24 protein-coding genes are annotated in these 24,996 nt (G+C 58.1%); 18 read left to right on the forward strand and 6 right to left on the reverse strand.

Translation table 11 applies throughout. The features are described from left to right. The first annotated feature begins 14 nt into the window (after positions 1-14). The 10 genes from ACMGEE_RS18285 (at position 15) to ACMGEE_RS18330 (ending at position 13,863) form a co-directional block, all read left to right on the forward strand. On the forward strand, positions 15-1,190 hold the full coding sequence (locus tag ACMGEE_RS18285; protein WP_436830445.1) for a glycosyltransferase family 4 protein: 1,176 nt from the start codon (positions 15-17) through the stop codon (positions 1,188-1,190). Continuing rightward, positions 1,190-3,007 (forward strand): ABC transporter ATP-binding protein, encoded by a 1,818-nt coding sequence (locus ACMGEE_RS18290; protein WP_369895124.1) that lies wholly within the window; start codon positions 1,190-1,192, stop codon positions 3,005-3,007. The genes ACMGEE_RS18285 and ACMGEE_RS18290 overlap by 1 nt, the downstream gene beginning before the upstream one ends. Next, positions 2,994-5,270, forward strand: a complete 2,277-nt coding sequence (locus ACMGEE_RS18295) for a phosphotransferase family protein (protein ID WP_436830446.1) — start codon at positions 2,994-2,996, stop codon at positions 5,268-5,270. Before ACMGEE_RS18290 ends, ACMGEE_RS18295 begins: the two co-directional genes overlap by 14 nt. 20 nt (positions 5,271-5,290) lie before the next feature. Then, complete coding sequence (locus ACMGEE_RS18300; RefSeq protein ID WP_436830447.1) at positions 5,291-6,532, forward strand: alginate export family protein; 1,242 nt, start codon at positions 5,291-5,293, stop codon at positions 6,530-6,532. A gap of 86 nt (positions 6,533-6,618) precedes the next feature. Continuing rightward, positions 6,619-6,819, forward strand: a complete 201-nt coding sequence (locus ACMGEE_RS18305; protein WP_125290314.1) for a DUF2065 domain-containing protein — start codon at positions 6,619-6,621, stop codon at positions 6,817-6,819. A 131-nt stretch (positions 6,820-6,950) separates the two neighbouring features. Further along, the gene (locus tag ACMGEE_RS18310) at positions 6,951-8,249 is read left to right on the forward strand and encodes an adenylosuccinate synthase (protein WP_253455869.1); all 1,299 of its coding nucleotides are present in this window, start codon (positions 6,951-6,953) and stop codon (positions 8,247-8,249) included. A 186-nt stretch (positions 8,250-8,435) separates the two neighbouring features. Next, positions 8,436-8,879 carry a nitric oxide-sensing transcriptional repressor NsrR gene (nsrR, locus tag ACMGEE_RS18315; RefSeq protein ID WP_253455868.1) on the forward strand — a complete coding sequence of 148 codons (444 nt, stop codon included), beginning with the start codon at positions 8,436-8,438 and terminating at the stop codon, positions 8,877-8,879. A gap of 19 nt (positions 8,880-8,898) precedes the next feature. Then, positions 8,899-11,352, forward strand: coding sequence for a ribonuclease R (gene rnr / locus ACMGEE_RS18320; protein WP_253455866.1), 2,454 nt, complete (start codon positions 8,899-8,901; stop codon positions 11,350-11,352). A gap of 68 nt (positions 11,353-11,420) precedes the next feature. Next, the gene (gene rlmB, locus ACMGEE_RS18325; RefSeq protein ID WP_253455864.1) at positions 11,421-12,155 is read left to right on the forward strand and encodes a 23S rRNA (guanosine(2251)-2'-O)-methyltransferase RlmB; all 735 of its coding nucleotides are present in this window, start codon (positions 11,421-11,423) and stop codon (positions 12,153-12,155) included. Between the two features lie 100 nt (positions 12,156-12,255). After that, positions 12,256-13,863 (forward strand): isovaleryl-CoA dehydrogenase, encoded by a 1,608-nt coding sequence (locus ACMGEE_RS18330; RefSeq protein WP_436830448.1) that lies wholly within the window; start codon positions 12,256-12,258, stop codon positions 13,861-13,863. On the opposite strand, the gene bsmA is transcribed toward ACMGEE_RS18330, so the two are convergent. Next, the gene (gene bsmA / locus ACMGEE_RS18335; RefSeq protein WP_301252902.1) at positions 13,837-14,160 is read right to left on the reverse strand and encodes a biofilm peroxide resistance protein BsmA; all 324 of its coding nucleotides are present in this window, start codon (positions 14,158-14,160) and stop codon (positions 13,837-13,839) included. The two genes, ACMGEE_RS18330 and bsmA, sit on opposite strands and share 27 nt — an antisense overlap. A 48-nt stretch (positions 14,161-14,208) precedes the next feature. After that, positions 14,209-16,143 (reverse strand): methyl-accepting chemotaxis protein, encoded by a 1,935-nt coding sequence (locus ACMGEE_RS18340; protein WP_436830449.1) that lies wholly within the window; start codon positions 16,141-16,143, stop codon positions 14,209-14,211. A 175-nt stretch (positions 16,144-16,318) separates the two neighbouring features. On the opposite strand from ACMGEE_RS18340, the gene yjfP reads away from it, so the two are divergent. Further along, positions 16,319-17,068: an esterase gene (yjfP, locus tag ACMGEE_RS18345; RefSeq protein WP_253455855.1), complete on the forward strand. Its 750-nt coding sequence runs from the start codon at positions 16,319-16,321 to the stop codon at positions 17,066-17,068. Positions 17,069-17,074: 6 nt separating this feature from the next. Here the strand turns inward: yjfP and ACMGEE_RS18350 are convergent, their stop codons facing one another. Then, positions 17,075-17,278 carry a hypothetical protein gene (locus ACMGEE_RS18350; protein ID WP_253455853.1) on the reverse strand — a complete coding sequence of 68 codons (204 nt, stop codon included), beginning with the start codon at positions 17,276-17,278 and terminating at the stop codon, positions 17,075-17,077. A 386-nt stretch (positions 17,279-17,664) separates the two neighbouring features. On the opposite strand from ACMGEE_RS18350, the gene rpsF reads away from it, so the two are divergent. From rpsF to rplI, 4 genes are read left to right on the forward strand one after another with little or no spacing between them, the layout of a single operon-like run. Further along, on the forward strand, positions 17,665-18,060 hold the full coding sequence (rpsF, locus tag ACMGEE_RS18355; protein ID WP_125290324.1) for a 30S ribosomal protein S6: 396 nt from the start codon (positions 17,665-17,667) through the stop codon (positions 18,058-18,060). Between the two features lie 6 nt (positions 18,061-18,066). Further along, a complete protein-coding gene (priB, locus tag ACMGEE_RS18360; protein WP_125290423.1) occupies positions 18,067-18,384 on the forward strand; it encodes a primosomal replication protein N in 318 nt (105 codons plus the stop codon). A 4-nt stretch (positions 18,385-18,388) separates the two neighbouring features. After that, positions 18,389-18,616 carry a 30S ribosomal protein S18 gene (rpsR, locus tag ACMGEE_RS18365; RefSeq protein ID WP_000135199.1) on the forward strand — a complete coding sequence of 76 codons (228 nt, stop codon included), beginning with the start codon at positions 18,389-18,391 and terminating at the stop codon, positions 18,614-18,616. Between the two features lie 38 nt (positions 18,617-18,654). Continuing rightward, entirely contained in the window at positions 18,655-19,107 is a 453-nt protein-coding gene (gene rplI / locus ACMGEE_RS18370; RefSeq protein ID WP_125290325.1) for a 50S ribosomal protein L9, read from the forward strand. A 117-nt stretch (positions 19,108-19,224) separates the two neighbouring features. On the opposite strand, the gene ACMGEE_RS18375 is transcribed toward rplI, so the two are convergent. Further along, complete coding sequence (locus ACMGEE_RS18375) at positions 19,225-19,764, reverse strand: OapA family protein (RefSeq protein ID WP_436830450.1); 540 nt, start codon at positions 19,762-19,764, stop codon at positions 19,225-19,227. Positions 19,765-20,041: 277 nt separating this feature from the next. Here ACMGEE_RS18375 and bamJ point away from each other — a divergent pair, with 277 nt between their 5' ends. Together bamJ and ACMGEE_RS18385 are read left to right on the forward strand one after the other, a co-directional pair. Then, the gene (bamJ, locus tag ACMGEE_RS18380) at positions 20,042-20,662 is read left to right on the forward strand and encodes a BamJ family beta-barrel-assembly machinery protein (RefSeq protein WP_125290327.1); all 621 of its coding nucleotides are present in this window, start codon (positions 20,042-20,044) and stop codon (positions 20,660-20,662) included. A gap of 286 nt (positions 20,663-20,948) precedes the next feature. Further along, positions 20,949-21,239, forward strand: coding sequence for a hypothetical protein (locus ACMGEE_RS18385; RefSeq protein ID WP_253455849.1), 291 nt, complete (start codon positions 20,949-20,951; stop codon positions 21,237-21,239). A 68-nt stretch (positions 21,240-21,307) separates the two neighbouring features. Here ACMGEE_RS18385 and ACMGEE_RS18390 read toward each other — a convergent pair whose 3' ends face one another. Then, positions 21,308-23,245, reverse strand: coding sequence for a bifunctional 2',3'-cyclic-nucleotide 2'-phosphodiesterase/3'-nucleotidase (locus ACMGEE_RS18390; RefSeq protein WP_436830451.1), 1,938 nt, complete (start codon positions 23,243-23,245; stop codon positions 21,308-21,310). A gap of 318 nt (positions 23,246-23,563) precedes the next feature. Here ACMGEE_RS18390 and cysQ point away from each other — a divergent pair, with 318 nt between their 5' ends. Then, positions 23,564-24,304 (forward strand): 3'(2'),5'-bisphosphate nucleotidase CysQ, encoded by a 741-nt coding sequence (cysQ, locus tag ACMGEE_RS18395; RefSeq protein ID WP_253455845.1) that lies wholly within the window; start codon positions 23,564-23,566, stop codon positions 24,302-24,304. Positions 24,305-24,343: 39 nt separating this feature from the next. On the opposite strand, the gene ACMGEE_RS18400 is transcribed toward cysQ, so the two are convergent. Beyond that, the gene (locus tag ACMGEE_RS18400; protein WP_436830504.1) at positions 24,344-24,898 is read right to left on the reverse strand and encodes a YtfJ family protein; all 555 of its coding nucleotides are present in this window, start codon (positions 24,896-24,898) and stop codon (positions 24,344-24,346) included. Positions 24,899-24,996: the final 98 nt, after the last annotated feature.

Here is a 24,996-nt window from a genome sequence, read left to right on the forward strand (position 1 = left end):
AAGGATTTTCATTTATGCGAGTTGCTTTCATCTGTGCAGATAGCGGGATCCCCGTTTTTGGCTGTAAGGGTGCATCCGTCCATATTCAGGAAGTGCTGCGCGCGCTTCTCCGAGAGGGCGCGAAGATCGTGCTTTTTGCTCGTCGCATTGCCACGCCGCCCGACGATCTGCAAGGGATCAAACTTGTTTCGCTCGATCCCTTCGATCCGCCAGCGGTGGACAATGCGCTGACGCGGGTTGAAACGGCGCTGGCCGTTAATTCTCAGCTGGAGCAGGCGCTCCAGGCGGAAGGCCCGTTTGATTTGGTCTATGAACGCTATTCCCTGTGGAGCTTCGCCGGACTGGCGTATGCGCACCGACAGGGCTGGCGCACGGTGCTGGAAGTCAACGCGCCGCTGATTGAGGAACAAAAACGCTACCGCGAGCTGGTGGCAGAAAAGAAGGCCGTGGCGGTGTTGAAAAAGCTGCTTGCCAGCGCGACGGTGGTTATTGCCGTTTCGCCCGGCGTAAAAAAGTGGCTGACTGACTTTACCGGTTCTGCTGAACGCATCCACATTATTGCTAACGGTGTCGATCCGTTGCGCTTTCGGCCTCCCATCGCGCCGCCACAGCCGGAAACCAGCTGGGGAGCGATAACCATCGGCTTTGTCGGCACGCTTAAGGCCTGGCACGACGTAGAAACGCTGCTGGATGCTTTTGTACTGCTCCAGCTGCAGCGTCCTGACGTCTGGCTATTGATTGTTGGCGATGGGCCACAGCGGCAGAAACTGCAAAAAACGGTGCAGGCGAGAGCGATTTCCGGCGTCGCTTTCGCCGGAGCCGTTAGCCCGGCGACGGTGCCGGACTGGCTGAACAGGATAGACATTGCCGTCGCGCCCTATCCGCAGCTGGCGGACTTCTACTTTTCGCCGCTGAAAATCTATGAGTATATGGCCGCGCAGCTGCCGGTTGTGGCAACGCGGGTCGGCCATCTTGCCGAAGTGATTGACCACGGCGTCACGGGCATGCTGGTAGAGCCGGGCGATGCCACGGCGCTTTGCGTTTTGCTTCGGCAGCTGGTGGACCAGCCTTTGCTGCGCCAGCGCCTGGGGGTAGCCGCCCGACGCTTCGTCACGGAGCATCACAGCTGGGATAAAATAGTCAGCGAGACGCTGCGGTTGGCGCAAATGCCTGTCGGGAGCGCAAGCTAATGTCTCTGCCCTGGCTGCCCATTGCTGCCCGTTTCGCTCCCTGGCTTCGCCAGCAGCGCGGCTTAATCGTGCGTTCGTTCCTTTTCCTGCTGCTGGCGACGGGCATGCGCCTGCTGGAGCCGTGGCCGCTGGCCTTTATTATCGACGAGGTGCTGGCGCAGCCTGGCGCGCCGGTTACGGGCAGGCTGAATACGCTGGTTGGCCATTTTAGCGCGGCGGGTCTGCTGTTGCTTTGCGCCGGCAGCGTCATCCTGATTGCCGCCGTCAAAGCCGGCCTGAGCTACCTGAGCACCGTCGGCCTGGCGATGGCGGGCAATCGCATCATCAGCATGCTTCGTCAGGCGCTGTTCAGTCATCTGCAAAGCCTGTCGTTAAGCTTTCATCATCAGGCGAAGAGCGGCGATCTCACCACGCGGCTGATCAACGATATCGGCATGCTGCGCGAGGCGATGATTACGGCGATGGTGCCCATGCTGGCGAATATCCTGATCCTGACCGGCATGTTCGGCATGATGCTCTATATCAACTGGAAACTGACGCTGCTGTCGCTGTTGTTGATGCCGCTGCTGCTGTTCAGCATTCGTCGCACCAGCGTGAAGGTGCATAAGGTCAGCCGCGATCAGCGCAAGCGGGAAGGGGCGCTGGCTGCCAGCGCCGCTGAATTTCTCGGTGCGATAGGCGTGGTGCAGGCGCTGTCGCTGGAGTCCGTCGCCGCCGGCCGTTTCGCGGTTGACGACGTAAAAAGCCTGCGGCAAAACGTACAGTCCCGTCGCCTGCTGGCGGGCCTGGAACGGAAAGCCGATCTGATCATCGCTTTCGCCACGGCAGCGGTCCTCTATTATGGCGCAAGCGAAGTATTGAAAAGCCGGATGTCGCCCGGCGATTTGCTGATTTTTGTCTCCTACCTTAAAAACTCATTTCGGCCCGTGCGCGAGTACGCTAAATATGCCGGACGCCTGTCCAAAGCGCTGGCCGCAGGCGAGCGCGTCACCAGCCTGATGGATGTCCGGCCGGTAATTGTCGATCGGCCGGACGCGCAGACGGTCAGCGTTCGCGGCGAAATCTGCTGCGAAGACGTCGGCTTTAGCTATTCGGCCTCGCAACAGCACGGCACGCTGCGGCATATCAGCTTTTCCCTGGGCGTCGGCGAGTCGCTGGCTATTGTCGGATCTTCCGGCACGGGGAAATCCACGCTGCTTAGCCTGCTGCTGCGGCTGTACGATCCGCAGGCGGGCCGTATTCTGCTCGACGGGCGGGATATTCGGCACTGTACGATTAAAAGCGTGCGGCAAAATATCAGCTATGTGCCTCAGGACAGCCTGTTATTCGGCCTGAGCGTTCGGGAAAATATTGCCATGGCGGCGCTGAAAGCCGTGACGGATGAACAGGTTTACGCCGCCGCCAGGCTGGCAGGCGCGCACGAGTTTATTATGCGGCTGCCGCAGGGGTACGACACCGTGCTCAGCGAAAGGGGACACTCGCTGTCCGGCGGCCAGCGCCAGCGTATCGCGATTGCACGCGCCGCCGTCAGGCAAAGCCCGGTGCTGCTGCTGGACGAGCCGGATACGGGCCTGGACTGCGAAAGCAAGCATCGGTTGACCGGCGCGCTGACCCGGCTGATGGCTGGCCGCACCACGATTATCGTAACGCATAACCTTTCCTTTGCCGCGCGAGCCCAGAGGATCCTCGTAATGGAAGAGGGCGAAATCGTTGAGCAGGGCACGCACGAGCTGCTGTTGGAAAGGCGCGGGCGCTACGCCTGTCTGTGGGCACTACAGCAAAGCAACAACAGGGACGTATCCTATGCTACGGGATAAACATGAACCGATCGGGAAAGACGGCGACCTGCCGGGGCTGGCGGCGCTATTTGATGAAGATCTGCTGACGGCAAGAATACGTGCTTTACCGCCGTTTGCCGGGCTGCGCTCGCTTAAAATCGACTATATCCGTTATAAACCCGCCACCAGCTGCGTCGCAACGCTGATCCTCCAGTTCGCTGACGGACAGCGGCGCTGGCTGGCCGCCAAGGCGCTGACGCTGACGCGCTTCGAGGTTTCCTGGCGGCATCCCAGACGGCAAAAGCTCATTAACAACGGCGATCCTTTTGCCCCGCTGGCTATTCCCGAGCTGGGGATCATCCTGAGCTATCCACAGCACGATCGCGCGCTTCCCGGCCTCGCTTTGCTGAATGGCTCGCGTGAGCGGGACGCGCAGCTGCGCAGCTGGTTGCCTGACATTGCCGTCGGGGCGCGTCTTGAGCTGAACATCCTGCGCTATAAGCCGGAACGCAGGCTGCTGGCGCTGCTGCGCTGCAACGGTCGGCCCTGGGCCACGCTGCGTTTTGCCAGCGATGAACGTTATCAGGCAATGCTGACAGGCAACCGGCTGGGGCACGCCACCGGCGAAATTGAACTGCTGGCGGCGCTGCCCGAGCAACGATTGCTGATCGCCCGCTGGATTGAGGGGGAAACGCTGTGCGTGGAGCAGGCCGGCAACCTGACGGAGCAGGATGTTTTCCTGCTGGGAGGCAAACTGGCCAGGCTGCACAGCCTGAAAATATCGCTGCCAGACGCGCCGCTGCCGGACGGCATCAGGGACGCATGGCAGGTGCTGAACACGCTGAAGGTTGTGGTGCCCATCCAGCAAGAAAAATTTATCTCACTGTTAACCGGATTGGCAAAAAAACTGACGGGTCGCCTGTTCCGGCGCGTGGTTATCCACGGCGATTTCACTGTCGATCAGGTGGTCAAACGCACCGTGGAGAGCCAGCTGCGGTTGATTGACTGGGACAGAGCCACAGCCGGTCATCCCGCCGTCGATCTGGCCGCTTTTCAGGCCAGGCTGGAACTGCAGGTCATTGAGAAAACGCTGACGCCAAACCAGGCCAGGCGGATTGTCGCCGCGCTACATGAGGGATATCGTCAGCAGCGCGGCCATCTGCCGCCGCTGCTGGCTGATTATACGGCGCTGGCGCTGTTGCAGCTGGCCGCTGAACCGTTTCGCAAGCGCACGGCGGGCTGGCCGCAGCATATCGCCGAACTGTTGCAGCGGGCCGAAGAGCTGATGGCGCAGCGCGAGCCGCCCGCCGATCCGTCAGCGGCGCTGTCCGGGCTGCTGAGCAAGCCGCGCATAGCGCCGCTGCTGCGTCAGGCGTTGGGATTGCCTGCCGCCGCCATGCTGGAGGAGGCTACGCTCGTTACCCACAAGCCCGGTCGTCGCGCAGTGCTGGCCTGGCGCTGGACATCAGCGCCGGACGAACTGAGCATTATTGGCAAATACCGTTATAAAGGGTTCGAGCCGCATGGTTTTCTTGTCCAGCAGGCGCTGTGGCGCAACGGTTTTAGCGGTGACAGCGATATTATCGTGCCTGAGCCTCTGGCCGTGCTCGAAGCGCAAAATCTCTGGCTCCAGCAGCATATCGCCGGTGAGCGCGTCACCGAAGCGCTGTCGCCGGATAATAAACAGCTGGCGGCAACGGGCGAGCTGGTCGGCACGGCGCTGGCCCGGCTACAGCACAGCCGCGCCGCGCAGCGGGCCGTTGCGGGTAAGCGCTGGTCGGTAAAAGACGAGCTGGAGACGCTGCGGCAGCGGCTGCAACAGGCCGCGACGACGCGCCCTGCATGGGCCGCCAGGATAGCCGACGTCAGCCGCGCCTGTGAGCAGCTGGCGCTGGCGCTAAGCCCCACGCCCGGCCTTTTTCTCCATCGTGATTTCTATCCCGCCCAGCTGCTGCTGACGGACGCACGGCCAGGGCAGCTTGCCGTACTGGATTTCGATCTTGCCGCCCTGGGGCCGCCATCGCTGGATGCAGGCAACTATATCGCTCATCTGCGCGAGCAGGCGCTGCGGGACTACGGCGACGACAAAGCGCTGGCCGTGCATGAAGATGCTTTTCTGGCGGCCTGGCTGGCGCGATCGGCCGCAGCGGATATCGCTAATATCAGCATTTTTACCACGCTGGCGCTGGCGCGCCATATCGCCATCAGCCTGCTCTTTCCTGAACGTCACCACACAACGGCCAGTCTGCTGGCGCTTTGCGAGGCGCGGCTAAAGCACGCGGCTGCACGGAGAGGATGCTGATGATCCGGCGCGGCGTGCTTGTGCTTATAGTATTGCCGCATTTTTACCCGGTCGAGGCGCAGGCAGAGCCGGTCAGCTTTCACTGGCGGGCGATTTACGAGGCGAAAACGCTGCAGAACAGCAAGCTCAGATATGGCGAAGATCGCAGCAATCAAACAGAAACCGAGCCGACGCTGCGGCTGAACGTGCGGGGATTTAAAGACGAGCCGGTCTCTTTTTTCAGCGAGCTGGAGCTGATCCAGAAACGAAAGCGCCAGACGGGAAGCGGCGGCAATACCACCGATACGCTGAACTTCAACCAGCTCTGGCTGCGTGTTGATAACCTGCTGCTGCCGGAAACCGAACTGCGGCTGGGGCGCTGGCTGCTGCGCGACGAGCGGGAATGGCTGGTTGATGAAAACGTGGATGGCGTCCATGCGCGCTTTGGCGATGCGCTAAAAACGGCAGTAGGCGTGGGCCGCGTCAATTACTGGCAGCGAAACCTGCTGGATAGCCACACGCGCGGCGATAAGACCACGCTGCTGATGCTGTTTTCTCGTTACGGGATCAACCCACAGTGGCGAGTCGGCGGCTATAGCTTCTGGCAGTATAATCGCGCCGCAGAAGGCGACAGGCAGCTCAACATGGGGCTGCGATCCTGGTCGCCTCCGCAGGCACCGGTCAGCCACTGGCTGGATATCGGCGCGGTACGCGGGCAAAAAGCGCGGCAGGCGCTGCGGGGCTATGCGCTGGACGGCGGCGTCACGCTGACCTTTAAACAGATAGCGTTACGTCCCCGGCTGACGCTGGGCTACGCCTGGGGCAGCGGCGACCGCGATGGCGATAACGTTTCCAGGCGCTATCGACAGACCGGATTACAGGGGAACGAGGCCCGGTTCGGCGGCCTGGCGAAATATAAAATCTATGGCGACACGCTCGATCCTGAACTGAGCAATATCCATATCCTCACCGCAGGCGTGGGTGTGAATATCACTGACCGTCTTTCGCTTGATGTTATCGGCCATTACTACCGTCAGGATCGCCTGGGCCAGCAGGTCAAAAACAGTACGGCGCTGCAGGCTAAATACGATCGTCTGAGCACGAAAAAGCTGGGATCGGCGCTGGATATCGTGGCGGGCTGGCGAGCATCGCCGCATATCCGAATAGAGGCCAGCGCCGCCTGGTTTGCGCCTTCGTCCCGCTTTTATAACGGTTCAGGGCAACGCAGCGAGCACGCCAGCAGCGCCAGCTCGTGGTGGCTGAAAGCGGGAATACAGTTTTAGCGCTTTAACATGATTTCTTTCATTTTCCCGGCCAAACCGGTAAAAAGCCGTGGCATACTACGGCTCTTTTTTCCGGATCGTCATTTATGAATGCAAATGTTTGGTTAGCGCTGGCATTAGTGCTGATTTTAGAAGGGATTGGCCCGATGCTGCTGCCGCGTATCTGGCGGCGTTTGATCCTCACGATGGCGCAGGTTCCCGACCGATTACTGCGTCGTTTCGGCGGCGGGCTGGTGGTCGCCGGCCTGGTGATCTGGTATAGCGTCAGCGTCCACGGCGGCGGATAACGGTACGAAAAAGCGCCCGTCGGCACCGGACCGCGCGACGGGGAAAAAAGTACGCAAACGTGTGCTAAAAGAGCTGAAAGACGTGTTTTACGGTGGTAGAATCCATTTTTAAGCAATCGGTGATTTTAGAAATGGGTAAGAACGTCGTCGTACTGGGCACCCAATGGGGTGACGAAGGTAAAGGAAAGATTGTTGACCTGCTGACCGAACGTGCGAAATACGTGGTTCGCTATCAGGGTGGTCATAACGCGGGCCACACGCTGGTCATCAACGGTGAAAAAACCGTCCTCCATTTAATTCCCTCTGGTATTCTGCGTGAAAACGTAACCAGCATCATCGGCAACGGTGTGGTGCTTTCACCGGCCGCGCTGATGAAAGAGATGAAGGGTCTGGAAGATCGCGGCTTTCCGGTACGCGACCGCCTGTTTATCTCCGAAGCCTGTCCGCTGATCCTGGAATATCACGTCGCGCTGGACGTGGCGCGTGAAAAAGCGCGCGGTGCCAAAGCGATCGGCACCACCGGTCGCGGCATCGGCCCAGCCTATGAAGACAAAGTTGCCCGTCGCGGTCTGCGCGTTGGCGACCTTTTCAATAAAGAAACCTTTGCGGCCAAGCTGAAAGAAGTGATGGAGTACCATAACTTCCAGCTGGTGAACTACTACAAAGAAGAAGCGGTCGACTACGACAAAGTGCTGAACGATATCATGGCCATTGCCGATATCCTGACCGGCATGGTGGTGGACGTTTCCGAACTGCTGGACGGCGCGCGTAAAAACGGTGACCTGATCATGTTTGAAGGCGCGCAGGGCACGCTGCTGGACATCGATCACGGCACCTATCCGTACGTAACTTCTTCTAACACCACCGCAGGCGGCGTAGCGACAGGTTCCGGTCTGGGCCCACGCTATGTGGATTACGTGCTGGGCATCGTAAAAGCCTATTCCACCCGCGTTGGTGCAGGCCCGTTCCCGACCGAGCTGTTCGACGAAACCGGCGAATTCCTGTGCAAGCAGGGTAACGAGTTCGGCGCCACTACCGGCCGTCGTCGTCGTACCGGCTGGCTGGATGCGGTTGCCGTGCGTCGCGCGGTGCAGATCAACTCGCTGTCTGGTTTCTGCATGACCAAGCTGGACGTGCTGGATGGCCTGAAAGAAGTTAAAATCTGCGTCGCTTACCGTATGCCGGACGGCCGCGAAGTGACCACCACGCCGCTGGCAGCAGAAGGCTGGGAAGGCATTGAGCCGATTTATGAAACCCTGCCGGGCTGGAGCGAAACCACCTTTGGCGTGAAAACGCTGGAAGGCCTGCCGCAGGCGGCGCGCAACTATATCAAGCGCGTTGAAGAAGTGACCGGCGTGCCGGTAGACATCATCTCTACCGGTCCTGACCGTAGCGAGACGATGATCCTGCGTGACCCTTTTGACGCATAAGATGTTAGCCAGGCCGGACAATATCCGGCCTGATTTCCTCTCCCGCTCTCTCGTCCCGCCCTCTCTTTATCAGCGCTTACTGAAATAAAATGGCCTCGAATGCGAAGGCTGGTTTATCATCATTGACAACACACTCATTTTTGAGCGGATTGCTGGCGCGTTTAGCGCCGTGCCGTTGAGGTAACCGTGCAGCTAACAAGTTTCACTGATTATGGTTTACGCGCGCTGATTTTTCTGGCCGCGCTGCCCGCAGGCAGGATGACCAGCATCACGGAAGTCACCGGGGCTTACGGCGTCTCGCGTAATCATATGGTTAAGATTATCAATCAGCTGAGTCGGGCAGGCTATGTCGCTGCGGTACGGGGCAAAAACGGCGGCATCCGGTTGGGTAAACCGGCCAGCGAGATCGTGATAGGCCAGGTCGTCCGCGATATGGAGCCGCTCCAGCTGGTGAACTGCCACAGTGACTTTTGCCACATCACCCCGGCCTGCCGCCTGAAAACGGCGCTGCACGAGGCCGTACAGTGTTTTCTCGCCGTGCTGGACGGCTACACGCTGGCCGATTTGGTTACCGACAACCATCCGCTCTACCAATTGCTGCGAATTGAGCAACCCTCTTTCCGCAGCTGATGACAACGGAGGAACCGCTATGTCAAAAGATCCATTTAAGGAACGGGAAGCTGAAAAATATGAGAACCCCATTCCCAGCCGCGAATTTATCCTTTCCCATTTAGATAAACGCGAAAAGCCCGCCAGCCGTGAAGAGCTGGCGGATGAACTTTCTATCTCTGGCGAAGAGCAAACCGAAGCGCTGCGCCGCCGCCTGCGCGCGATGGAGCGCGACGGACAGTTAGTGTTCACTCGTCGCCAGTGCTATGCGCTGCCGGAGCGTCTCGATCTGCTGCGCGGCAAGGTTATCGGCCATCGCGACGGCTTTGGCTTTTTGCGTGCCGAGGGCAGCAAAGACGATCTTTATCTCTCTGCCGAGCAGATGAAGATGTGTATGCACGGCGATGTGATCCTGGCCCAGGCAATGGGCGCCGATCGCAAAGGCCGCCGTGAAGCGCGCGTAGTGCGCGTGCTGGAGCCGCGTAATAACCAGATTGTTGGCCGCTACTTTACCGAAGCCGGCGTCGGCTTTGTGGTGCCGGACGACAGCCGACTGAGCTTTGATATCCTGATCCCGCCGGAAGAGCTGATGAACGCCCGTATGGGCTATGTGGTGGTGGTGGAGCTGATGCAGCGTCCTACCCGTCGCAGCAAGGCTATCGGTAAAGTGGTGGAAGTGCTCGGCGACAATATGGGTACCGGCATGGCTGTCGAAATGGCGCTGCGTACCCACGATATTCCTCACGTCTGGCCGGAAGCGCTGGAGCGCCAGATCGCCCAGCTGAAGGAAGAAGTGCCGGAAGAAGCCAAAGCGGGCCGCGTAGATCTGCGCGATCTGCCGCTGGTCACCATTGACGGCGAAGACGCCCGCGACTTTGATGACGCCGTCTTCTGCGAAAGAAAACGCGGCGGCGGCTGGCGCTTATGGGTAGCTATCGCCGACGTCAGCTATTACGTTCGTCCGGGCACGCCGCTGGATGACGAAGCGGTTAACCGCGGCACCTCGGTCTATTTCCCGTCGCAGGTGGTACCAATGCTGCCGGAAGTGCTGTCCAACGGGCTTTGCTCGCTGAACCCGCAGGTGGATCGCCTCTGTATGGTCTGTGAAATGACCATCTCCGCCACCGGCAAGCTGACCGGCTACAAGCATTACGAAGCGGTCATGAACTCCTGGGCGCGCCTGACCTATAACAAGGTCTGGAGCATCCTGCAGGGCAATCAGGAGCTGCGCGAACAGTACCAGCCGCTGGTGAAGGATCTGGAAGAGCTGCACCGCATGTATCTGGTGCTGGAAAAAGCGCGCGAGCAGCGCGGCGGTATCTCCTTTGAAACCGACGAAGCCAAATTTATCTTCAACGCCGATCGCCGTATCGAGCGCGTGGAGCAGGTGGCGCGTAACGACGCCCACAAGCTGATCGAAGAGTGCATGATCCTGGCGAACATCGCTTCAGCGCGCTTTGTGGAGAAAAACCACGAGCCGGCGCTGTTCCGCGATCACGATCGTCCAAGTGAAGAAAACATCAAAAGCTTCCGTTCCGTGCTGAACGAGCTGGGCCTGACGCTGGGCGGCGGCAACAAGCCGCATCCGCTGGATTACGCCGAGCTGCTGACGCAGATCTCTTCGCGTCCCGATGCCGAAATGCTGCAAACCATGCTGCTGCGCTCGATGAAGCAGGCGGTGTACGACCCGGAAAACCGTGGCCACTTCGGCCTGGCGCTGGCGTCCTATGCGCACTTCACGTCGCCAATCCGTCGTTATCCCGATCTGCTGCTGCATCGCGCCATCAAATACCTGCTGGCGAAAGAGAACAACACGCTGCAGGGCAACACCACGCCGACCGGTGGCTATCACTACGAAATGCAGCAGATGCTGCAATTTGGTCAGCACTGTTCAATGACTGAACGCCGTGCGGACGAGGCGACGCGTGACGTAGCCGACTGGCTGAAGTGCGACTTTATGCAGGATCAGGTGGGCGAAACCTTTACCGGCGTGATCTCCAGCGTCACCGGCTTCGGCTTCTTCGTCCGCTTAAACGATCTGTTTATCGACGGGCTGGTGCATGTTTCCACGCTGGACAACGACTACTACCGCTTTGACGCCATCGGGCAGCGCCTGGTTGGCGAGTCCGGCGGCAAATCCTATCGCCTGGGTGATACGGTTGAAGTGCGCGTGGACGCGGTGCATATGGACGAGCGCAAAATTGACTTCGCGCTGATTTCAAGCGCGCGCAAACCGCGTGGCGAAGGCAAAACCGAGCGCGATCGGGCGAAGAAACCCGCCGCCCAGCACAGCGGCAAACGCCGTCGCGACCAGGGCAAAAAGGTGAACTTCGAGCCGGACAGCGCCTTCCGCAACGGCAAAAGCAAGGCCGGTGCGGCAGACGGCGCGAAAAGCGAGAAAAAACCGCGCAAGCCGTCGGATAAAAGCCGTAAAATCGCCGCCGCGACGCGTTCCAAACGCGCCGCGAAAAAGACCGATACGCCCGCATCCTGAAGGCAGGCAGACGCATAACCTCGCCGCATCCCGGATGCGGCATGTAACGACCAGTTGAGTAACAGTGAATGAGTGAAATAGTTTTTGGACTCCATGCCGTGCAGGCGCTGCTTGACAGCGATCCGCAGCGCTTTCAGGAAGTGTTTATCCTTAAAGGCCGTGACGATCGCCGTCTGCAGCCGGTAGTGAAGGCGCTGGAAGCGCAGGGCATCGTGATCCAGGTCGCCAGCCGTCAGTGGCTGGACAGCCAGGTCGAGGGCGGCGTGCATCAGGGGATCGTGGCGCGCGTCAAAGCCGGCCGCCAGTATCAGGAAAACGATCTGCCGGATCTGCTGGAAAAGCTGGAGAAACCTTTCCTGCTGATCCTGGACGGCGTAACCGATCCGCATAACCTGGGCGCCTGCCTGCGCAGCGCCGATGCGGCTGGCGTTCATGCGGTGATCGTGCCGAAAGATCGCTCCGCTCAGCTGAACGCCACGGCGAAAAAAGTGGCCAGCGGCGCGGCGGAAAACGTCCCGCTGATCCGCGTCACCAACCTGGCGCGCACGATGCGTATGCTCCAGGAAGCCAACGTCTGGATCGTCGGCACGGCGGGTGAAGCCGATCATACGCTGTACCAGAGCAAAATGACCGGCCCGATGGCGCTGGTGATGGGCGCAGAAGGCGAAGGCATGCGTCGTCTGACCCGTGAACACTGCGACGAGCTAATCAGCATTCCTATGGCGGGCAGCGTTTCCTCGCTGAACGTATCGGTCGCTACCGGCATCTGCCTGTTTGAGGCCGTGCGTCAGCGCGCGAAATAATCACGCCGGGGCGTGATCCGCGCCCCGAAATCCCTCTCTGCTCCTCGCCTGCGCCGTCCTCTTTTGCATACTGAGTGTGTGCCTACAGAAGGAGGTCAGGATGAACCGTACCCACCACGTCTTTAATCAGCCCCGTCCGCTGACCAACAGCAATCTGTTTCTTTCCGATACGCCGCTGCGCGAGGCCGTGCTGCGCGAAGGCGCGGGCTGGGACAACGATCTGCTGGCGTCCGTCGGGCAGCAGCTGGGCAGCGCCGAGTCGTCAGAGCTGGGCAGGCTGGCCAACAGCTATCCGCCGGAGCTGCTGCGCTACGATGCTGTAGGCGAACGGCTGGACGATCTGCGCTTTCATCCCGCCTGGCATCTGCTGATGCAGGGGCTGTGCAGCAACCGCGTGCATAACCTGCCGTGGCAGGAGAATGCGCCGCCCGCAGCCTTCGTCGCGCGGGCCGCCCGCTTTATCCTGCATGCCCAGGTGGAGGCAGGCACGCTTTGCCCTGTCACCATGACTTTCGGCGCTATTCCGCTGCTGAAATCCCATCTACCTGCGCCTTTTCGCGGCTGGCTTACGCCGCTGCTTTCTGACCGTTACGATCCGCATTTGCAGCCGGGCGAGCATAAGCGCGGGCTGCTTATCGGCATGGGCATGACTGAAAAACAGGGCGGCACCGATGTGCTGAGCAACACCACGCGCGCCGAACCGGTGGGCAACGGCGAATACCGGCTCACCGGCCATAAATGGTTTTTTTCAGTGCCGCAAAGCGATGCGCATCTGGTGCTGGCGCAGGCCAAAGGCGGGCTTTCCTGCTTTTTCCTGCCGCGCCTGCTGCCGGACGGCAGCCGTAATGCCGTGCATCTGGAGCGGCTGAAGGACAAGCTGGGCAATCGGTCCAATGCCAGCAGCGAAGCGGAGTTCTTTGCGGCCAGCGGCTGGCTGATTGGCGAAGAGGGCGAAGGCGTCCGGCAGATTTTAAAAATGGGCGGCTATACCCGTTTTGACTGCGCGCTGGCGAGCCATGCGATGATGCGCCGCGCGTTTTCCATTGCGCTTTATCATTGCCATCAGCGTCAGGTGCAGGGCAAAAGCCTGGTCGATCAGCCGCTGATGCGTCAGCAGCTCTGTTCGCAGGCCCTGCTACTGGAAGGGCAGACGGCGATGCTGCTGCGGCTGGCCGGCGCATGGTCGGCGGAAAGCGGTGAAGCGGGCAAACTCTTCAGCCGACTGTTTACGCCTGCGGCGAAATATGTGGTGTGCAGACGCGGCATCAGCTTTGTCGCGGAGGCGATGGAAATGCTGGGCGGTATTGGCTACTGCGAGGAGAGCGAGCTGCCGAGGCTCTATCGTGAAATGCCGGTTAACAGCATCTGGGAAGGTGCCGGTAACGTGATGTGCCTGGACGTATTGCGCGTGCTGAGTAAGCAGCCAGCCGCCATGGAGCTGCTGGCCAGAGAGTTTGAGGCGGTGAAAGGGCAAAGCCGCTACTTCGACGGTGCCTGGCGCCAGTTAAAGCTGCTGCTGCGCCATCCGCAGGAAGCCCAGGCGCGTGCAATCTGCGAAAGCCTGTTCAACCTGGCCTGCGGCGTGCAGGTCATGAGGCAGCTGGAACCCTGCATAGCCGACGCCTGGTGCCGACAGCTGCGCGGGCCGGCGCCGCTGTCGGAAAAAGTCAGTCAGCGTTTGCTACTGCGCGCCACCGGCATTAGCTGACGGCCCATAAAGCACCGCCGTTGAATACCAGCGGCCCGGCATGACCGTTTCGCTGACCATCTGGATGACGTAATACTTCGCGCCCGCCTCGTTGGCTTTAGCGGCAATAGCCCGCGCGGCATCGTCCGGCGAGCCGCGTACCGACACGCTGACGGTGCCGAGCCGCGTCAGCGTCATGCTCTGCGCGCGCGTGATCTCCTGCGCCTGCGCCTGTACCGGCGGGGGCGGCTGCGGCGTGGTTTGGGTCAGGCTACAGCCCGTAAGCAGCAGCACGAAAAACAGGGATAACCTGGACATAAGCACTCCTCTTGATGGACTGCCTGAAGTGTAAGCTATCCCGATGCTTTATGCCTTGACGCGGAAAACCTGCACCAGAGCGGTCAGGTGATGGCCTTTGCGGCTCAGCTCTTGCGCGGTCAGCTCTGAGGTGGCGACCAGCTCGGTGCTTTCGTGCGTCGCCTGGCCAATCTGGTTCATGGCAATATTGACCTGGCCAATGCCCGCCGACTGCTCTTTAGACGCAATGTTGATTTCGCTCATCAGCACTTTCACCTGCTCGATACGGCCAACGATATCCTCCATTGACTGGCGCGTCTGCTCGGACAGATTGTGGCCCTGTACCACTTTGCTGAGCGAGTTTTCAATCAGGCCGTCAATCTCTTTGGCCGCCGTGGCGCTGCGCTGCGCCAGCGCGCGGACTTCCGCCGCCACCACCGCAAAGCCTTTACCGTGCTCGCCCGCGCGCGCCGCTTCCACTGCGGCGTTCAGCGCCAGGATATTGGTCTGGAAAGCAATAGATTCAATCACCTGAGTAATATCGGCAATGCTCTGCGAAGCGCTCTTGATATCGGTCATGGTCGTCACGGAACGCGTCACCGTTTCGCCGCCTTTACCGACCGCCGCCGCCGCTTCGCCTACCAGCGTCAACGCCTGGGAAACGTTAGCGGCGTTTTGCGCCACGGTAGCGCTCAGCTGCTCCATGCTGGCCGAGGTTTCTTCCACGCTGGCCGCCTGACGCGTGATCTGCTCGCTGATGTTTTCGCTGCTGGAGGCGATAGCATCCGTTCCGCTGCTGATCTCCTGAGCGGCTTCACGCACCTGAGAAACGATACGATCCAGCCCGTCGCCGATACCGTTGATCGCGACGATCAGCTTGCCCACTTCATCATGGCGCCGGGTTTCCAGCGTGGCCTGCAAATTACCGGCAGAGTAGTACTCGGCCAGCTCGATGACCTGCTGTAGCGGCCTGCTTATCCAACGATGCGTGGTGGTGATAAAGCCCAGCGCGAACAGCGCAACCAGCGCGGCGCCCAGCGTCAGGAACAGATTGCGGGTATGTTGGATCGGCGCCAGCAGGCTGGCTTTATTGACTTCGCCCAGAATTATCCAGTGCCAGTCTGGCAGATGATGCCAGGCCATGATCTGCGTTTCGCCGTTGGCGTCTTTGACTTCCACCTTGCCAGAAGTCTGGCTCAGCAGCAGCTGGCGGGTGGCTTCCGGCCAGGCCGGCAGCTGGCCTTCGCGTTCAGGATGGAAGACATACTGGCCGCGTGTTTTGCCTGCGGCATCGCTCAGCACGGAGAAGTGACCGCTTTCGCCCAGCTTTTTCACCAGCACTTTTTCTCTAATCAACGCGTACTGTTTGGTAATATCCACGCCGACAAACAGAATGCCGACCACCTGTCCGCTGGCGTCTTTTACCGGCTGATACTGCGTGATATAGCGTTTGCCAAACAGCATGGCGACGCCCTGGAAGATCTGGCCCTGCTGCGCCATTTTCCAGGCCGGGCTGGCGCGATCCAGCCGGGTGCCGATAGCACGCTCGCCATTCTCTTTGCGTAGCGAGGTCGACACGCGCAGGAAATCGTCGCCGGTACGCACGAAAACGGTCGAGATAGCGCCGGTGCGCGCCAGAAAATCATCCACCAGGCTTTCGTCCAGATTCAGCGTTTTTAGCCCCGCACGCAGGACTGGCGCCTGTTCGGCACCAATCGTTACGCGTTCGCCAGGATCGATGGAGAACTGCTTCGGCAAAAAGCTTTGAAAAAGCGCGGTATAGTTAGCGACTTCTTCACTCAGCGTGCTGTTGAACATGGTGGCCATATCGCCGATGCCGTCGACCTGGTTTTCCATATTTTCCAGCGTTAACGCCTGCATTTGATTCGACGCGTTATTGGTCAGCGCCAGCGTTAAAACTAAAAATAATGCGGCTACGCTTAGCGAGGTTATTACCGACAGCTTAACGCCGAGGCTCCAGCGCCCAAATGCGAGAAATTTCATAAAATAGCCTGTATTAAAAGAGGGGGGTCATAACGGTTAACGGCTGGAAAAAGAAAATATTTAGTGAGCGCTTCAGCATGCAGATCAATTAAATAAGCAATAAACTCAAATAACAGCATGATTAGCTGGCTATTTGCATTTGTAGCCTGCAGCGCAACGACTTAAGGGGAAAGTGATGATTGAAGTCAGTACGGAATTTTTTGCGGGGATTGAATGTCTGCACGCCGCGCCGACAGGCAAAAGAGACGAGCCGCTGCCTACTATCCTTTTTTATCACGGGTTTACCTCGTCGAAAGAAGTCTATAGCTATTTCGGCGTGGCGCTGGCGCTGGCGGGCTTTCGCGTGATCCTGCCCGACGCGGATATGCACGGCGCGCGCTATAACGGCGATAGCGAATATCGCCTGTCCCACTTCTGGGAAATCCTGAAAAGCAATATTGATGAAGTACCGCAGCTTATAGCCTCGCTGCGGCAGCAGAATTTGATTGAGGGTACGCGCCTTGCGGCGGCGGGTGCCTCAATGGGCGGCATGACCGCGCTGGGCGCGATGGCGCGCTACCCCTGTTTTACCAGCGTCGCCTGCCTGATGGGGTCGGGCTATTATATGTCGCTGTCCCACACGCTGTTTCCGCCGCTGGCCGTGCATACGCCTGAGCAGGCGCAGGCTTTTGCTCAGCGAATGGCGCCGCTGGCGGATTATGATATCAGTCGGCAGCTGGAGAAAATTGCCGATCGGCCGCTGCTGATTTGGCATGGTGAAGCGGATGAGATGGTACCGGTGGCAGAGAGCGTGCGGCTGGAAAAAGCGTTAAGAGAAGCGAAGCTCGATGCCGGGCTGACGTTTCTCACGGAGCAGGGCATCGGGCATCGCATCACGCCGTCGGCGCTGGAAGCCACGACAGCATTTTTCAAACGTCATTTGTAGACGGGATCACAGCTGCTGCGCCAGTCGTTGCGCAGCGGGGATCGTCACCAAAGGCTTGTCCGTCATCTGTCCCGTTGGCGAATCGATACGGTTTACATAGACGTAGCTGTTCGCCGCCTGGCTGGCTACGCTCTGCCCACAGTCGGTATCGGCAAGGGCGGGGGTGGAAAGGGCGAGTCCGAGTAAGGTGGCGATTGCGATGGTTTTCATGATTCAACTCCACAATCAGGTAACAAATCTGACGCCGGGCGTCAGGGTCTTGTCTTCACCCTGTAAGTTTAGCGCCGTTCGCGATAAAGTGTATTAGTAATTCTTGCTTTTTACCGTCGCGCTTTAGGGGCGAAAAAACAGGCTAATTGCCTGATCCCTTTCGCTTCCCACCGCAGCCTGGCTCAGGCTGACAAATAATTTACATCAGGCCGCGACTTTACCTTGAGTTTCCCCCCCGCCGCCAGTATGATTACGCGTCAATTTTTCAGCCGCATTCTCAGGTTGTGACCCGATAGTTGTCAGGTCACGGCTTATAACGTTCCTTGCTTCCATGGGCCGCGGTTGACCCCGACAGGAGGCTGAATAATCCGTAAGGAGCAAATTCGATGCGTCATTACGAAATCGTATTTATGGTTCACCCTGACCAGAGCGAACAGGTTCCTGGCATGATCGAGCGCTACTCTGCGACCATCACTGGTGCAGAAGGTACGATCCACCGCCTGGAAGACTGGGGCCGCCGTCAGCTGGCTTACCCGATCAACAAACTGCACAAAGCTCACTACGTTCTGCTGAACGTTGAAGCGCCGCAGGAAGCGATCGATGAGCTGGAAACTAACTTCCGCTTCAACGACGCCGTTATCCGCAGCATGGTTATGCGCGTTAAGCACGCGGTAACTGAAGCTTCTCCGATGGTTAAAGCGAAAGACGAGCGCCGTGAGCGTCGTGAAGATTTTGCTAACGAAACCTCTGATGAAGCAGATGCTGGGGATTCTGAAGAGTAATTGACCGTGGAGGCTAATCGGCTGACGCTGTCTGGCACCGTGTGCAAGACGCCGATGCGTAAAGTCAGCCCCTCAGGTATTCCACACTGCCAGTTCGTGCTTGAGCACAGATCGATGCAGGTGGAGGCCGGTTTTACCCGGCAAGCCTGGTGTCGCATGCCGGTGATTATCAGCGGCAAAGCCCATCAGGCCATTACTCAAAGTATAACGGTCGGCACGCCGGTCACCGTTTCAGGTTTCATTAGCAGCCATCAAGGGCGCAATGGGCTGAATAAGACGGTGCTGCATGCCGAGCAGATTGAATTGATAGATTCTGGAGACTAGCCAAATGGCACGTTATTTCCGTCGTCGCAAGTTCTGCCGTTTCACCGCGGAAGGCGTTCAAGAGATCGATTATAAAGATATCGCAACGCTGAAAAACTACATTACTGAAAGCGGTAAGATTGTACCAAGCCGTATCACTGGTACTCGCGCTAAATACCAGCGTCAGCTGGCTCGTGCTATCAAGCGCGCGCGTTACCTGTCTCTGCTGCCGTATACCGATCGTCATCAGTAACGGCTGTTGTCAATTAACGACTTTAAGAGGATAAGGTAATGCAAGTTATTCTGCTTGATAAAGTAGCAAACCTGGGCACCCTGGGCGACCAGGTAAACGTTAAAGCGGGCTACGCTCGTAACTTCCTGGTACCACAGGGCAAAGCTGTTCCTGCTACCAAGAAAAACGTTGAGTTCTTCGAAGCACGCCGTGCAGAGCTGGAAGCCAAACTGGCTGACGTTCTGTCCGCTGCTAACGCTCGCGCTGAGAAAATCAATGCACTGGGCACCGTTACCATCGCGTCTAAAGCAGGCGACGAAGGTAAACTGTTCGGTTCTATCGGTACTCGCGACATCGCTGACGCTGTAACTGCAGCCGGCGTTGAAGTAGCCAAGAGCGAAGTTCGCCTGCCGAACGGCGTTCTGCGCACTACCGGTGAGCACGAAGTGGACTTCCAGGTTCACAGCGAAGTCTTCGCTAAACTGACTGTAAACGTGGTTACTGAAGCTTAATCGCTTCTCTACCGCTTAAAAACGCCGGCCTTGTGCCGGCGTTTTTGTTTGTGAAAAGCGTTTTCTGAGCAAGTTTGTAATGTAAAAAGCCGACATCGCGTCGGCGTTTTTGTTTGGCTAATGAACCTGCAGAAACGCGCCGCCCGGCTGGCGGGTAAATAAAATTTCCCCCTGCTCCGTAGTTACGGCCAGTCCCGTCACCACGCCGTGCGAATTCTGGCGGATCCTGACCGCCTGACCGGCCTGCAAATTACTCAGCGGCTTGTCGTTGCCCTCCACGCGGGCCATTGCAAATACATCATTTACCGGCAGATTGTGGTCGCGGAACAGCTGCGCCAGCGTTTGCCCGTTGGCAATCTGGTAGTTTGTCCACTGTCCCTGAGCATCGCCTTTAGGCTGCTGGCTGTTATCCACCCGACCGCTAAGCTCCGCCTGTAGCGGCACGTCTGTTGTGGTGCGCTCAACGTTAACGGGGCGCTCCGTCTGCTCCGGCTGTCGCGGCGAAGGCCACAAAAAAGCCAGCAAAACCAGCGCCCCGGCCAGGATAATGCCGCGACGGTGGAAAGACGGCAGCGGATCCATCCAGCGCGCGGAATCCGCCAGGTGCCAGAGCCAGTTGAACCACTTCGATGCTGGTGACGCTTTAGTGACGGGCATGGCGTCGTCCTCCTTGCGCGATCCTCGCGCGAATAAAATAAACCGCTTTAACAAAGCCGGCCGGCGTTTCCTTCGTCTGCGGGCAATATGGCCCATGTTAACCTCTACTGAAATATAGCTGATAGCGCACTCTCCGCGCGGCTTTTATAGCGTAAGCGGAGCAGCGTTATTGTTTCCTTTTACGCTGAAAATGTCACCTGAAGAAGATGGCGTTTTACCCCTGTTGCCTGCGCTGTTATGCTTCGTCCTCAGTTTTATTACCAGTAAAGGAAAATCCATGACTACCCCTTCTTTAGACAGCGTAGAAGCACAAGCAAGCTACGGTATCGGTTTACAGGTTGGCCAGCAGCTGCTGGAATCCGGGCTGCAGGGGCTGCAGCCAGAAGCGCTGCTGGCTGGCCTGCGCGACGCGCTGGAAGGGAACTCCCCGGCTGTGCCCGTTGACGTTGTTCACCGCGCGCTGCGTGAAGTGCACGAGCGTGCCGACGTGGTTCGTCGCGAGCGTCAGCAGGCGATGGCCGCCGAAGGCCAGAAATTCCTGGAAGAGTACGGTCAGCGTGACGGCGTGAGCAGCACCGAATCCGGCCTGCAGTTCAGCGTCATCAAGCAGGGCGACGGCGCTATTCCGTCTCGCCAGGATCGCGTTCGCGTTCACTATACCGGCAAACTGATCGACGGTAGCGTGTTTGACAGCTCCGTGGCGCGCGGCGAACCGGCTGAGTTCCCGGTCAGCGGCGTTATCCCAGGCTGGATCGAAGCGCTGACCCTGATGCCGGTCGGCTCAAAGTGGGAGCTGGTTATCCCACAGAACCTGGCCTACGGCGAGCGCGGCGCTGGCGCTTCCATTCCGCCATTCAGCACGCTGGTGTTTGAAGTTGAGCTGTTAGAAATTCTGTAACAGCCGATCCTGCCGGGATAACGATTGTTGTTGTTCCGGCAGGATACCTGTTATTCCTCAATATTGCCTGATATGAATTTTATTACGCGTTAAATAACGCGGATGCTTTAACTAATAGCCTTTTCTCACTCGTTGAAAATATATTCAGCCGATTCTGAAAATACCCTGCTGGATTATTTTGATCCTGAAGGAAGGTTTGACTACGCCGCTTTTTTGAAATAAGTTCTCGACGTGGCAATGAATGCCATAGTAATGCTGATGATATTATTATCAAGGAGAACTATAAATGCGCGAGTTGACCAACAATGAAATTGCCGCGGTTGCAGGCGCCGGGCTTTTTTCTGATATCGGCAAAGGTATTGGCTTTCTTATCGGTTCTGTGATCGACCAGGGCGCCTCTGCCGGTGGCTTAACAACTTCTTCCGTTGACGCTGTTTCCCAACTGGGCGGCGGAATTGGTAAAATACTGGAGTTAAACATTTCCGGTGCGATTAACGATATTGGTGCGGGCGTGGTTGGCCTGGTCAAATATGGTATTGACTCCATTAATAGCCTGAAATCCTCTACCGGCGCATAAGTTTATTACCACTGGTAATAAATAAAGCCAGCCTTGTATGCCAGGCTGGCTTTTTTATGAAAGATTCGTCAGTTAAGGCCAATATGGTAAAGCGCAAAGCCGATATCGTCCTGGCCTGCTTGCTTCAGCGGATATTGGCCATGGTTTTTAATAAATTCAGCTGCTTTTGAAGATGGCGAAGTTTCAAAAAAGATATTCAGAGGGACCTTAGCGTTAATATTTTCCAGCCGCCAGTTGTTATCCGCCTGCGGACTGACCTCGCCATGCACCCGGGTCTGCGCCGTAATGTATGCCGCTACGACAGCGCGATTTTCATCCGGAGAAGCAAAAGCGACGTGATCCTCGCCGGTTCCGGCAAATTTGCCGCCGTAGGCGCGATAGTTATTGGTCGCCACCAGAAAAGTCGCCTCGGGATCGACTGGTTTTCCCTGGAAGGTTAAATCGCGGATACGGGAAGCCTTGTCATTAATCAACTGACATTCCGCATCGTAGCGGGCAGGCTGCGTGACGTCGATTCGGTAGCTCACGCCGTCAATCACGTCGAAATTATAGGTACGAAAATCCCAGTTAATCAGCGGCTGCGGTTTAGTGCTGGCCGGATCGATCTGGTTAAACTGACCCGCCGAGCATTCCAGCCACTCTTTTACCTCTTTACCGCTGGCCTTTACGACCACCAGCGTATTGGGATAGAGGTAAAGATCCGCTGCGTTACGAAAGGTCAGCGGGCCTTTCTCCACTTCCACATAGCTGGCCGGATCGTTTTTACGGCCGCCGGCCTTGAACGGTGCGGCGGCGGAAAGCACGGGCAGGGCGGCCAGATCCGGATCGCCCTGAATAAAGCGCTCTGCATAATCGCGCTGCGCATTATTCACAATCTGCACGGTCGGATCGTCCTGAACCAGCGACAGATAGCTGTACATCACGTCTGCCGATTTTCCGATAGGCTGGCTGACAAATTCACGCGTGGCGTGATGATCGGGCGCCATCACCTTCAGCAGCGCCGGATCTTCCGCCGCCAGCGATTTTTTCGCCGCCGTATCGTAAATGGGCCGGGCCTGCGCGGTCGCTTCGCTTACCCGCCAGCGGCCTGCATCGTTATTAAGCACCAGATCGACCACGCCCAGATGATCGCCCCACATGCCCGGCATCACCGCCGGTATCCCGTTCAGCGTACCTTTAGCGATATCGGCACCTTTGATCGCGGCAAAATCTTTGCTGGGGAAAACGGCGTGCGCATGGCCAAACAGGATGGCGTCGATGCCGGGAACCTGGCTGAGGTAGTAAACGGAGTTTTCCGCCATCGCGTGCCACGGCTCGCTGGAGAGGCCGGAATGGGGGATAGCCACGATCAGATCCGCGCCCTGGCGGCGCATCTCCGGTACCCATTTACGGGCGGTTTCGGTAATATCCTCCACGGTAATTTTACCGCTGAGGTTTTTCTTGTCCCACACCATAATCTGCGGCGGCACAAAACCGATATAGCCCACTTTGAGCTGATGCTTGTTGCCCTCGCGATCCGTCACTTCCTTCGCCTTAATCAAAAAAGGCGTGAACAGCGGCTTACCGCTGTGGATATCAATGATATTGGCATTGATGTAGGGGAATTTCGCGCCGCTGATGGCTTTTTGCAGGTAATCCAGGCCATAGTTGAATTCATGGTTGCCCAGGTTGCCTACCGTGTAATCCAGCGTGTTCAGCGCCTTGTAAACGGGATGGATTTCGCCCTGCTGTAAGCCCCTGGCCGCCACATAGTCACCGAGCGGGCTGCCCTGAATAATGTCGCCGTTATCCACCAGCACGCTGTTGGCGGCCTCTTTACGCGCCGCCTCAATTAACGTTGCGGTACGCACCAGCCCGAACTTTTCCGTTGGGGTATCCTTGTAGTAATCGAAATCCATCATATTGCTGTGCAGGTCGGTGGTTTCCAGCAGGCGGAAATCGACCGTGGCAGCGTGTAGCGCGCAGCTGACCAGCAGCGCAACGGGCGTCACAACGGACTTAATCATTGTTTCTCCTTAATAGCGTTTGTGTAATCCCTAACGTCGCAAAGTTTTATGAAACTAATACCTTCTTTCTCATAATTATGTGAGCAGCTACAAATATTTATCTGTTATGGCCCGGCCCGTCGGGAACGATTAAGGCCGTTGCGGGGTCAACCTGATGAAAAACAGCAGCCCCTGCGGCGTAAAATAATTTATGCTATTGATAATTAAGCGCTGGCGGATCGTTTGGCCTTCGATCTTCGCTATCGACTATGATCAACAGAGAGCGCTGGCGCTGGCAAAGTGATAGCCAGCGCCAGCCAGCAAATCAAGAGGTGGACAATGTTAGAGAATATATGCCAGCTGGCACGAGACGCGGGCGTTGCCATCATGCAGATATACGATGGTCAGGCGCCGCTTGATGTTGCCACAAAATCCGATGATTCGCCGGTCACCGCAGCGGATATCGCCGCACACAAGGTGATCCTGAAGGGGCTGACCACGCTGACGCCCGACGTGCCCGTTTTGTCTGAAGAAGATCCGCCGGGCTGGGAGATCCGCCAGCACTGGCAGCGCTACTGGCTGGTCGATCCGCTGGACGGCACCAAGGAGTTTATCAAGCGGAACGGCGAGTTCACCGTCAATATTGCGCTGATTGAAAACGGCAAGCCCGTGCTGGGCGTGGTCTACGCGCCGGTGATGGACGTGATGTATTCGGCCGCCGAGGGAAAAGCCTGGAAGGAAGAGGGCGGCGTAAAAACGCAGATCCACGTGCGCGAGGCGCGCCCGCCGCTGGTGGTGGTCAGCCGTTCGCATTCCGACAGCGAGCTGGAGGATTACCTTAGCCAGCTGGGCGAGCATCAGACCATTGCTATTGGCTCCTCGCTGAAGTTCTGTCTGGTCGCGGAAGGCAAGGCGCAGCTCTATCCCCGCTTTGGGCCAACGAATATCTGGGATACCGGCGCAGGCCACGCCGTAGCCATTGCCGCAGGCGCGCACGTGCATGACTGGCAGGGGAAAACGCTGGACTATGCGCCGCGCGAAGCCTTTCTGAATCCGGGCTTCCGCGTCTCGATCTTTTAATCGGCCAGGGGAGGCGGCACCGGCGCCTCCCTCTGTCCGTTAGCGTAACAGCTGACGCACCAGCATAATTACCTGCTGGACTTCCTGCTGCGTCAGCGCGCCATCCTTGACGAAACGCACCTTTCCTCCGCTATCCAGCACAATAATCGCCGACCCTTCATCCTGCAGCTGCCAGGCCCGTTTGGCCGTGCCGTCGCTGTCGACGATAAACTGCGACCAGGGATACTGTTTCTTATTGCTCTGAATGCTGCTGCGGACAAACATGCCGGTGCCGGGGATAGCATCGTCGGTATTCACCAGCGTGGTGGTCTGATAGCGATCGTGGGGAAACCGGGCCGATTTAATCGCCTCGATCAGCGCCGCATTTTTCTCTTTGGCCGAGGCGCGTCCGGCGATGTGCTGAAGAACGCGCACTTTGCCCGGCAGCGCCGCGCTGTTCCAGGCTCGATAGCTGAACTGCTCCTGCTGATAACGCAGCTCGCCTTGATCGGTAATGCCGACAGGCGGCACGCGCTGGCCTGTAACCAGGTTATGGGCGCTGGCGGCGCACGACAGCAACGTTAACAGCAGCAGTAAAAGACGAAAAATCATGATTGAACTCATTAGTCATGTTTCTGCAATAATAAACGTGGATGATGCGTCTGTCGCAGCGATACAACATCTTTGCAACACAACGCACAATTCCGTAAAGG

Source organism: Erwinia artemisiae (assembly GCF_051400835.1).
GTDB lineage: Bacteria > Pseudomonadota > Gammaproteobacteria > Enterobacterales > Enterobacteriaceae > Erwinia > Erwinia aeris.

Bases quoted from the DNA above. Each gene is read 5' to 3' on its own strand.
- ACMGEE_RS18285 (WP_436830445.1), top strand. From the start codon at position 15: ATGCGAGTTGCTTTCATCTGTGCAGATAGCGGGATCCCCGTTTTTGGC.
- ACMGEE_RS18290 (WP_369895124.1), top strand. From the start codon at position 1,190: ATGTCTCTGCCCTGGCTGCCCATTGCTGCCCGTTTCGCTCCCTGGCTT.
- ACMGEE_RS18295 (WP_436830446.1), top strand. From the start codon at position 2,994: ATGCTACGGGATAAACATGAACCGATCGGGAAAGACGGCGACCTGCCG.
- ACMGEE_RS18305 (WP_125290314.1), top strand. From the start codon at position 6,619: ATGAATGCAAATGTTTGGTTAGCGCTGGCATTAGTGCTGATTTTAGAA.
- ACMGEE_RS18310 (WP_253455869.1), top strand. From the start codon at position 6,951: ATGGGTAAGAACGTCGTCGTACTGGGCACCCAATGGGGTGACGAAGGT.
- rnr (WP_253455866.1), top strand. From the start codon at position 8,899: ATGTCAAAAGATCCATTTAAGGAACGGGAAGCTGAAAAATATGAGAAC.
- rlmB (WP_253455864.1), top strand. From the start codon at position 11,421: ATGAGTGAAATAGTTTTTGGACTCCATGCCGTGCAGGCGCTGCTTGAC.
- ACMGEE_RS18330 (WP_436830448.1), top strand. From the start codon at position 12,256: ATGAACCGTACCCACCACGTCTTTAATCAGCCCCGTCCGCTGACCAAC.
- bsmA (WP_301252902.1), bottom strand. From the start codon at position 14,160: ATGTCCAGGTTATCCCTGTTTTTCGTGCTGCTGCTTACGGGCTGTAGC.
- ACMGEE_RS18340 (WP_436830449.1), bottom strand. From the start codon at position 16,143: ATGAAATTTCTCGCATTTGGGCGCTGGAGCCTCGGCGTTAAGCTGTCG.
- yjfP (WP_253455855.1), top strand. From the start codon at position 16,319: ATGATTGAAGTCAGTACGGAATTTTTTGCGGGGATTGAATGTCTGCAC.
- ACMGEE_RS18350 (WP_253455853.1), bottom strand. From the start codon at position 17,278: ATGAAAACCATCGCAATCGCCACCTTACTCGGACTCGCCCTTTCCACC.
- rpsF (WP_125290324.1), top strand. From the start codon at position 17,665: ATGCGTCATTACGAAATCGTATTTATGGTTCACCCTGACCAGAGCGAA.
- rpsR (WP_000135199.1), top strand. From the start codon at position 18,389: ATGGCACGTTATTTCCGTCGTCGCAAGTTCTGCCGTTTCACCGCGGAA.
- rplI (WP_125290325.1), top strand. From the start codon at position 18,655: ATGCAAGTTATTCTGCTTGATAAAGTAGCAAACCTGGGCACCCTGGGC.
- ACMGEE_RS18375 (WP_436830450.1), bottom strand. From the start codon at position 19,764: ATGCCCGTCACTAAAGCGTCACCAGCATCGAAGTGGTTCAACTGGCTC.
- bamJ (WP_125290327.1), top strand. From the start codon at position 20,042: ATGACTACCCCTTCTTTAGACAGCGTAGAAGCACAAGCAAGCTACGGT.
- ACMGEE_RS18385 (WP_253455849.1), top strand. From the start codon at position 20,949: ATGCGCGAGTTGACCAACAATGAAATTGCCGCGGTTGCAGGCGCCGGG.
- ACMGEE_RS18390 (WP_436830451.1), bottom strand. From the start codon at position 23,245: ATGATTAAGTCCGTTGTGACGCCCGTTGCGCTGCTGGTCAGCTGCGCG.
- cysQ (WP_253455845.1), top strand. From the start codon at position 23,564: ATGTTAGAGAATATATGCCAGCTGGCACGAGACGCGGGCGTTGCCATC.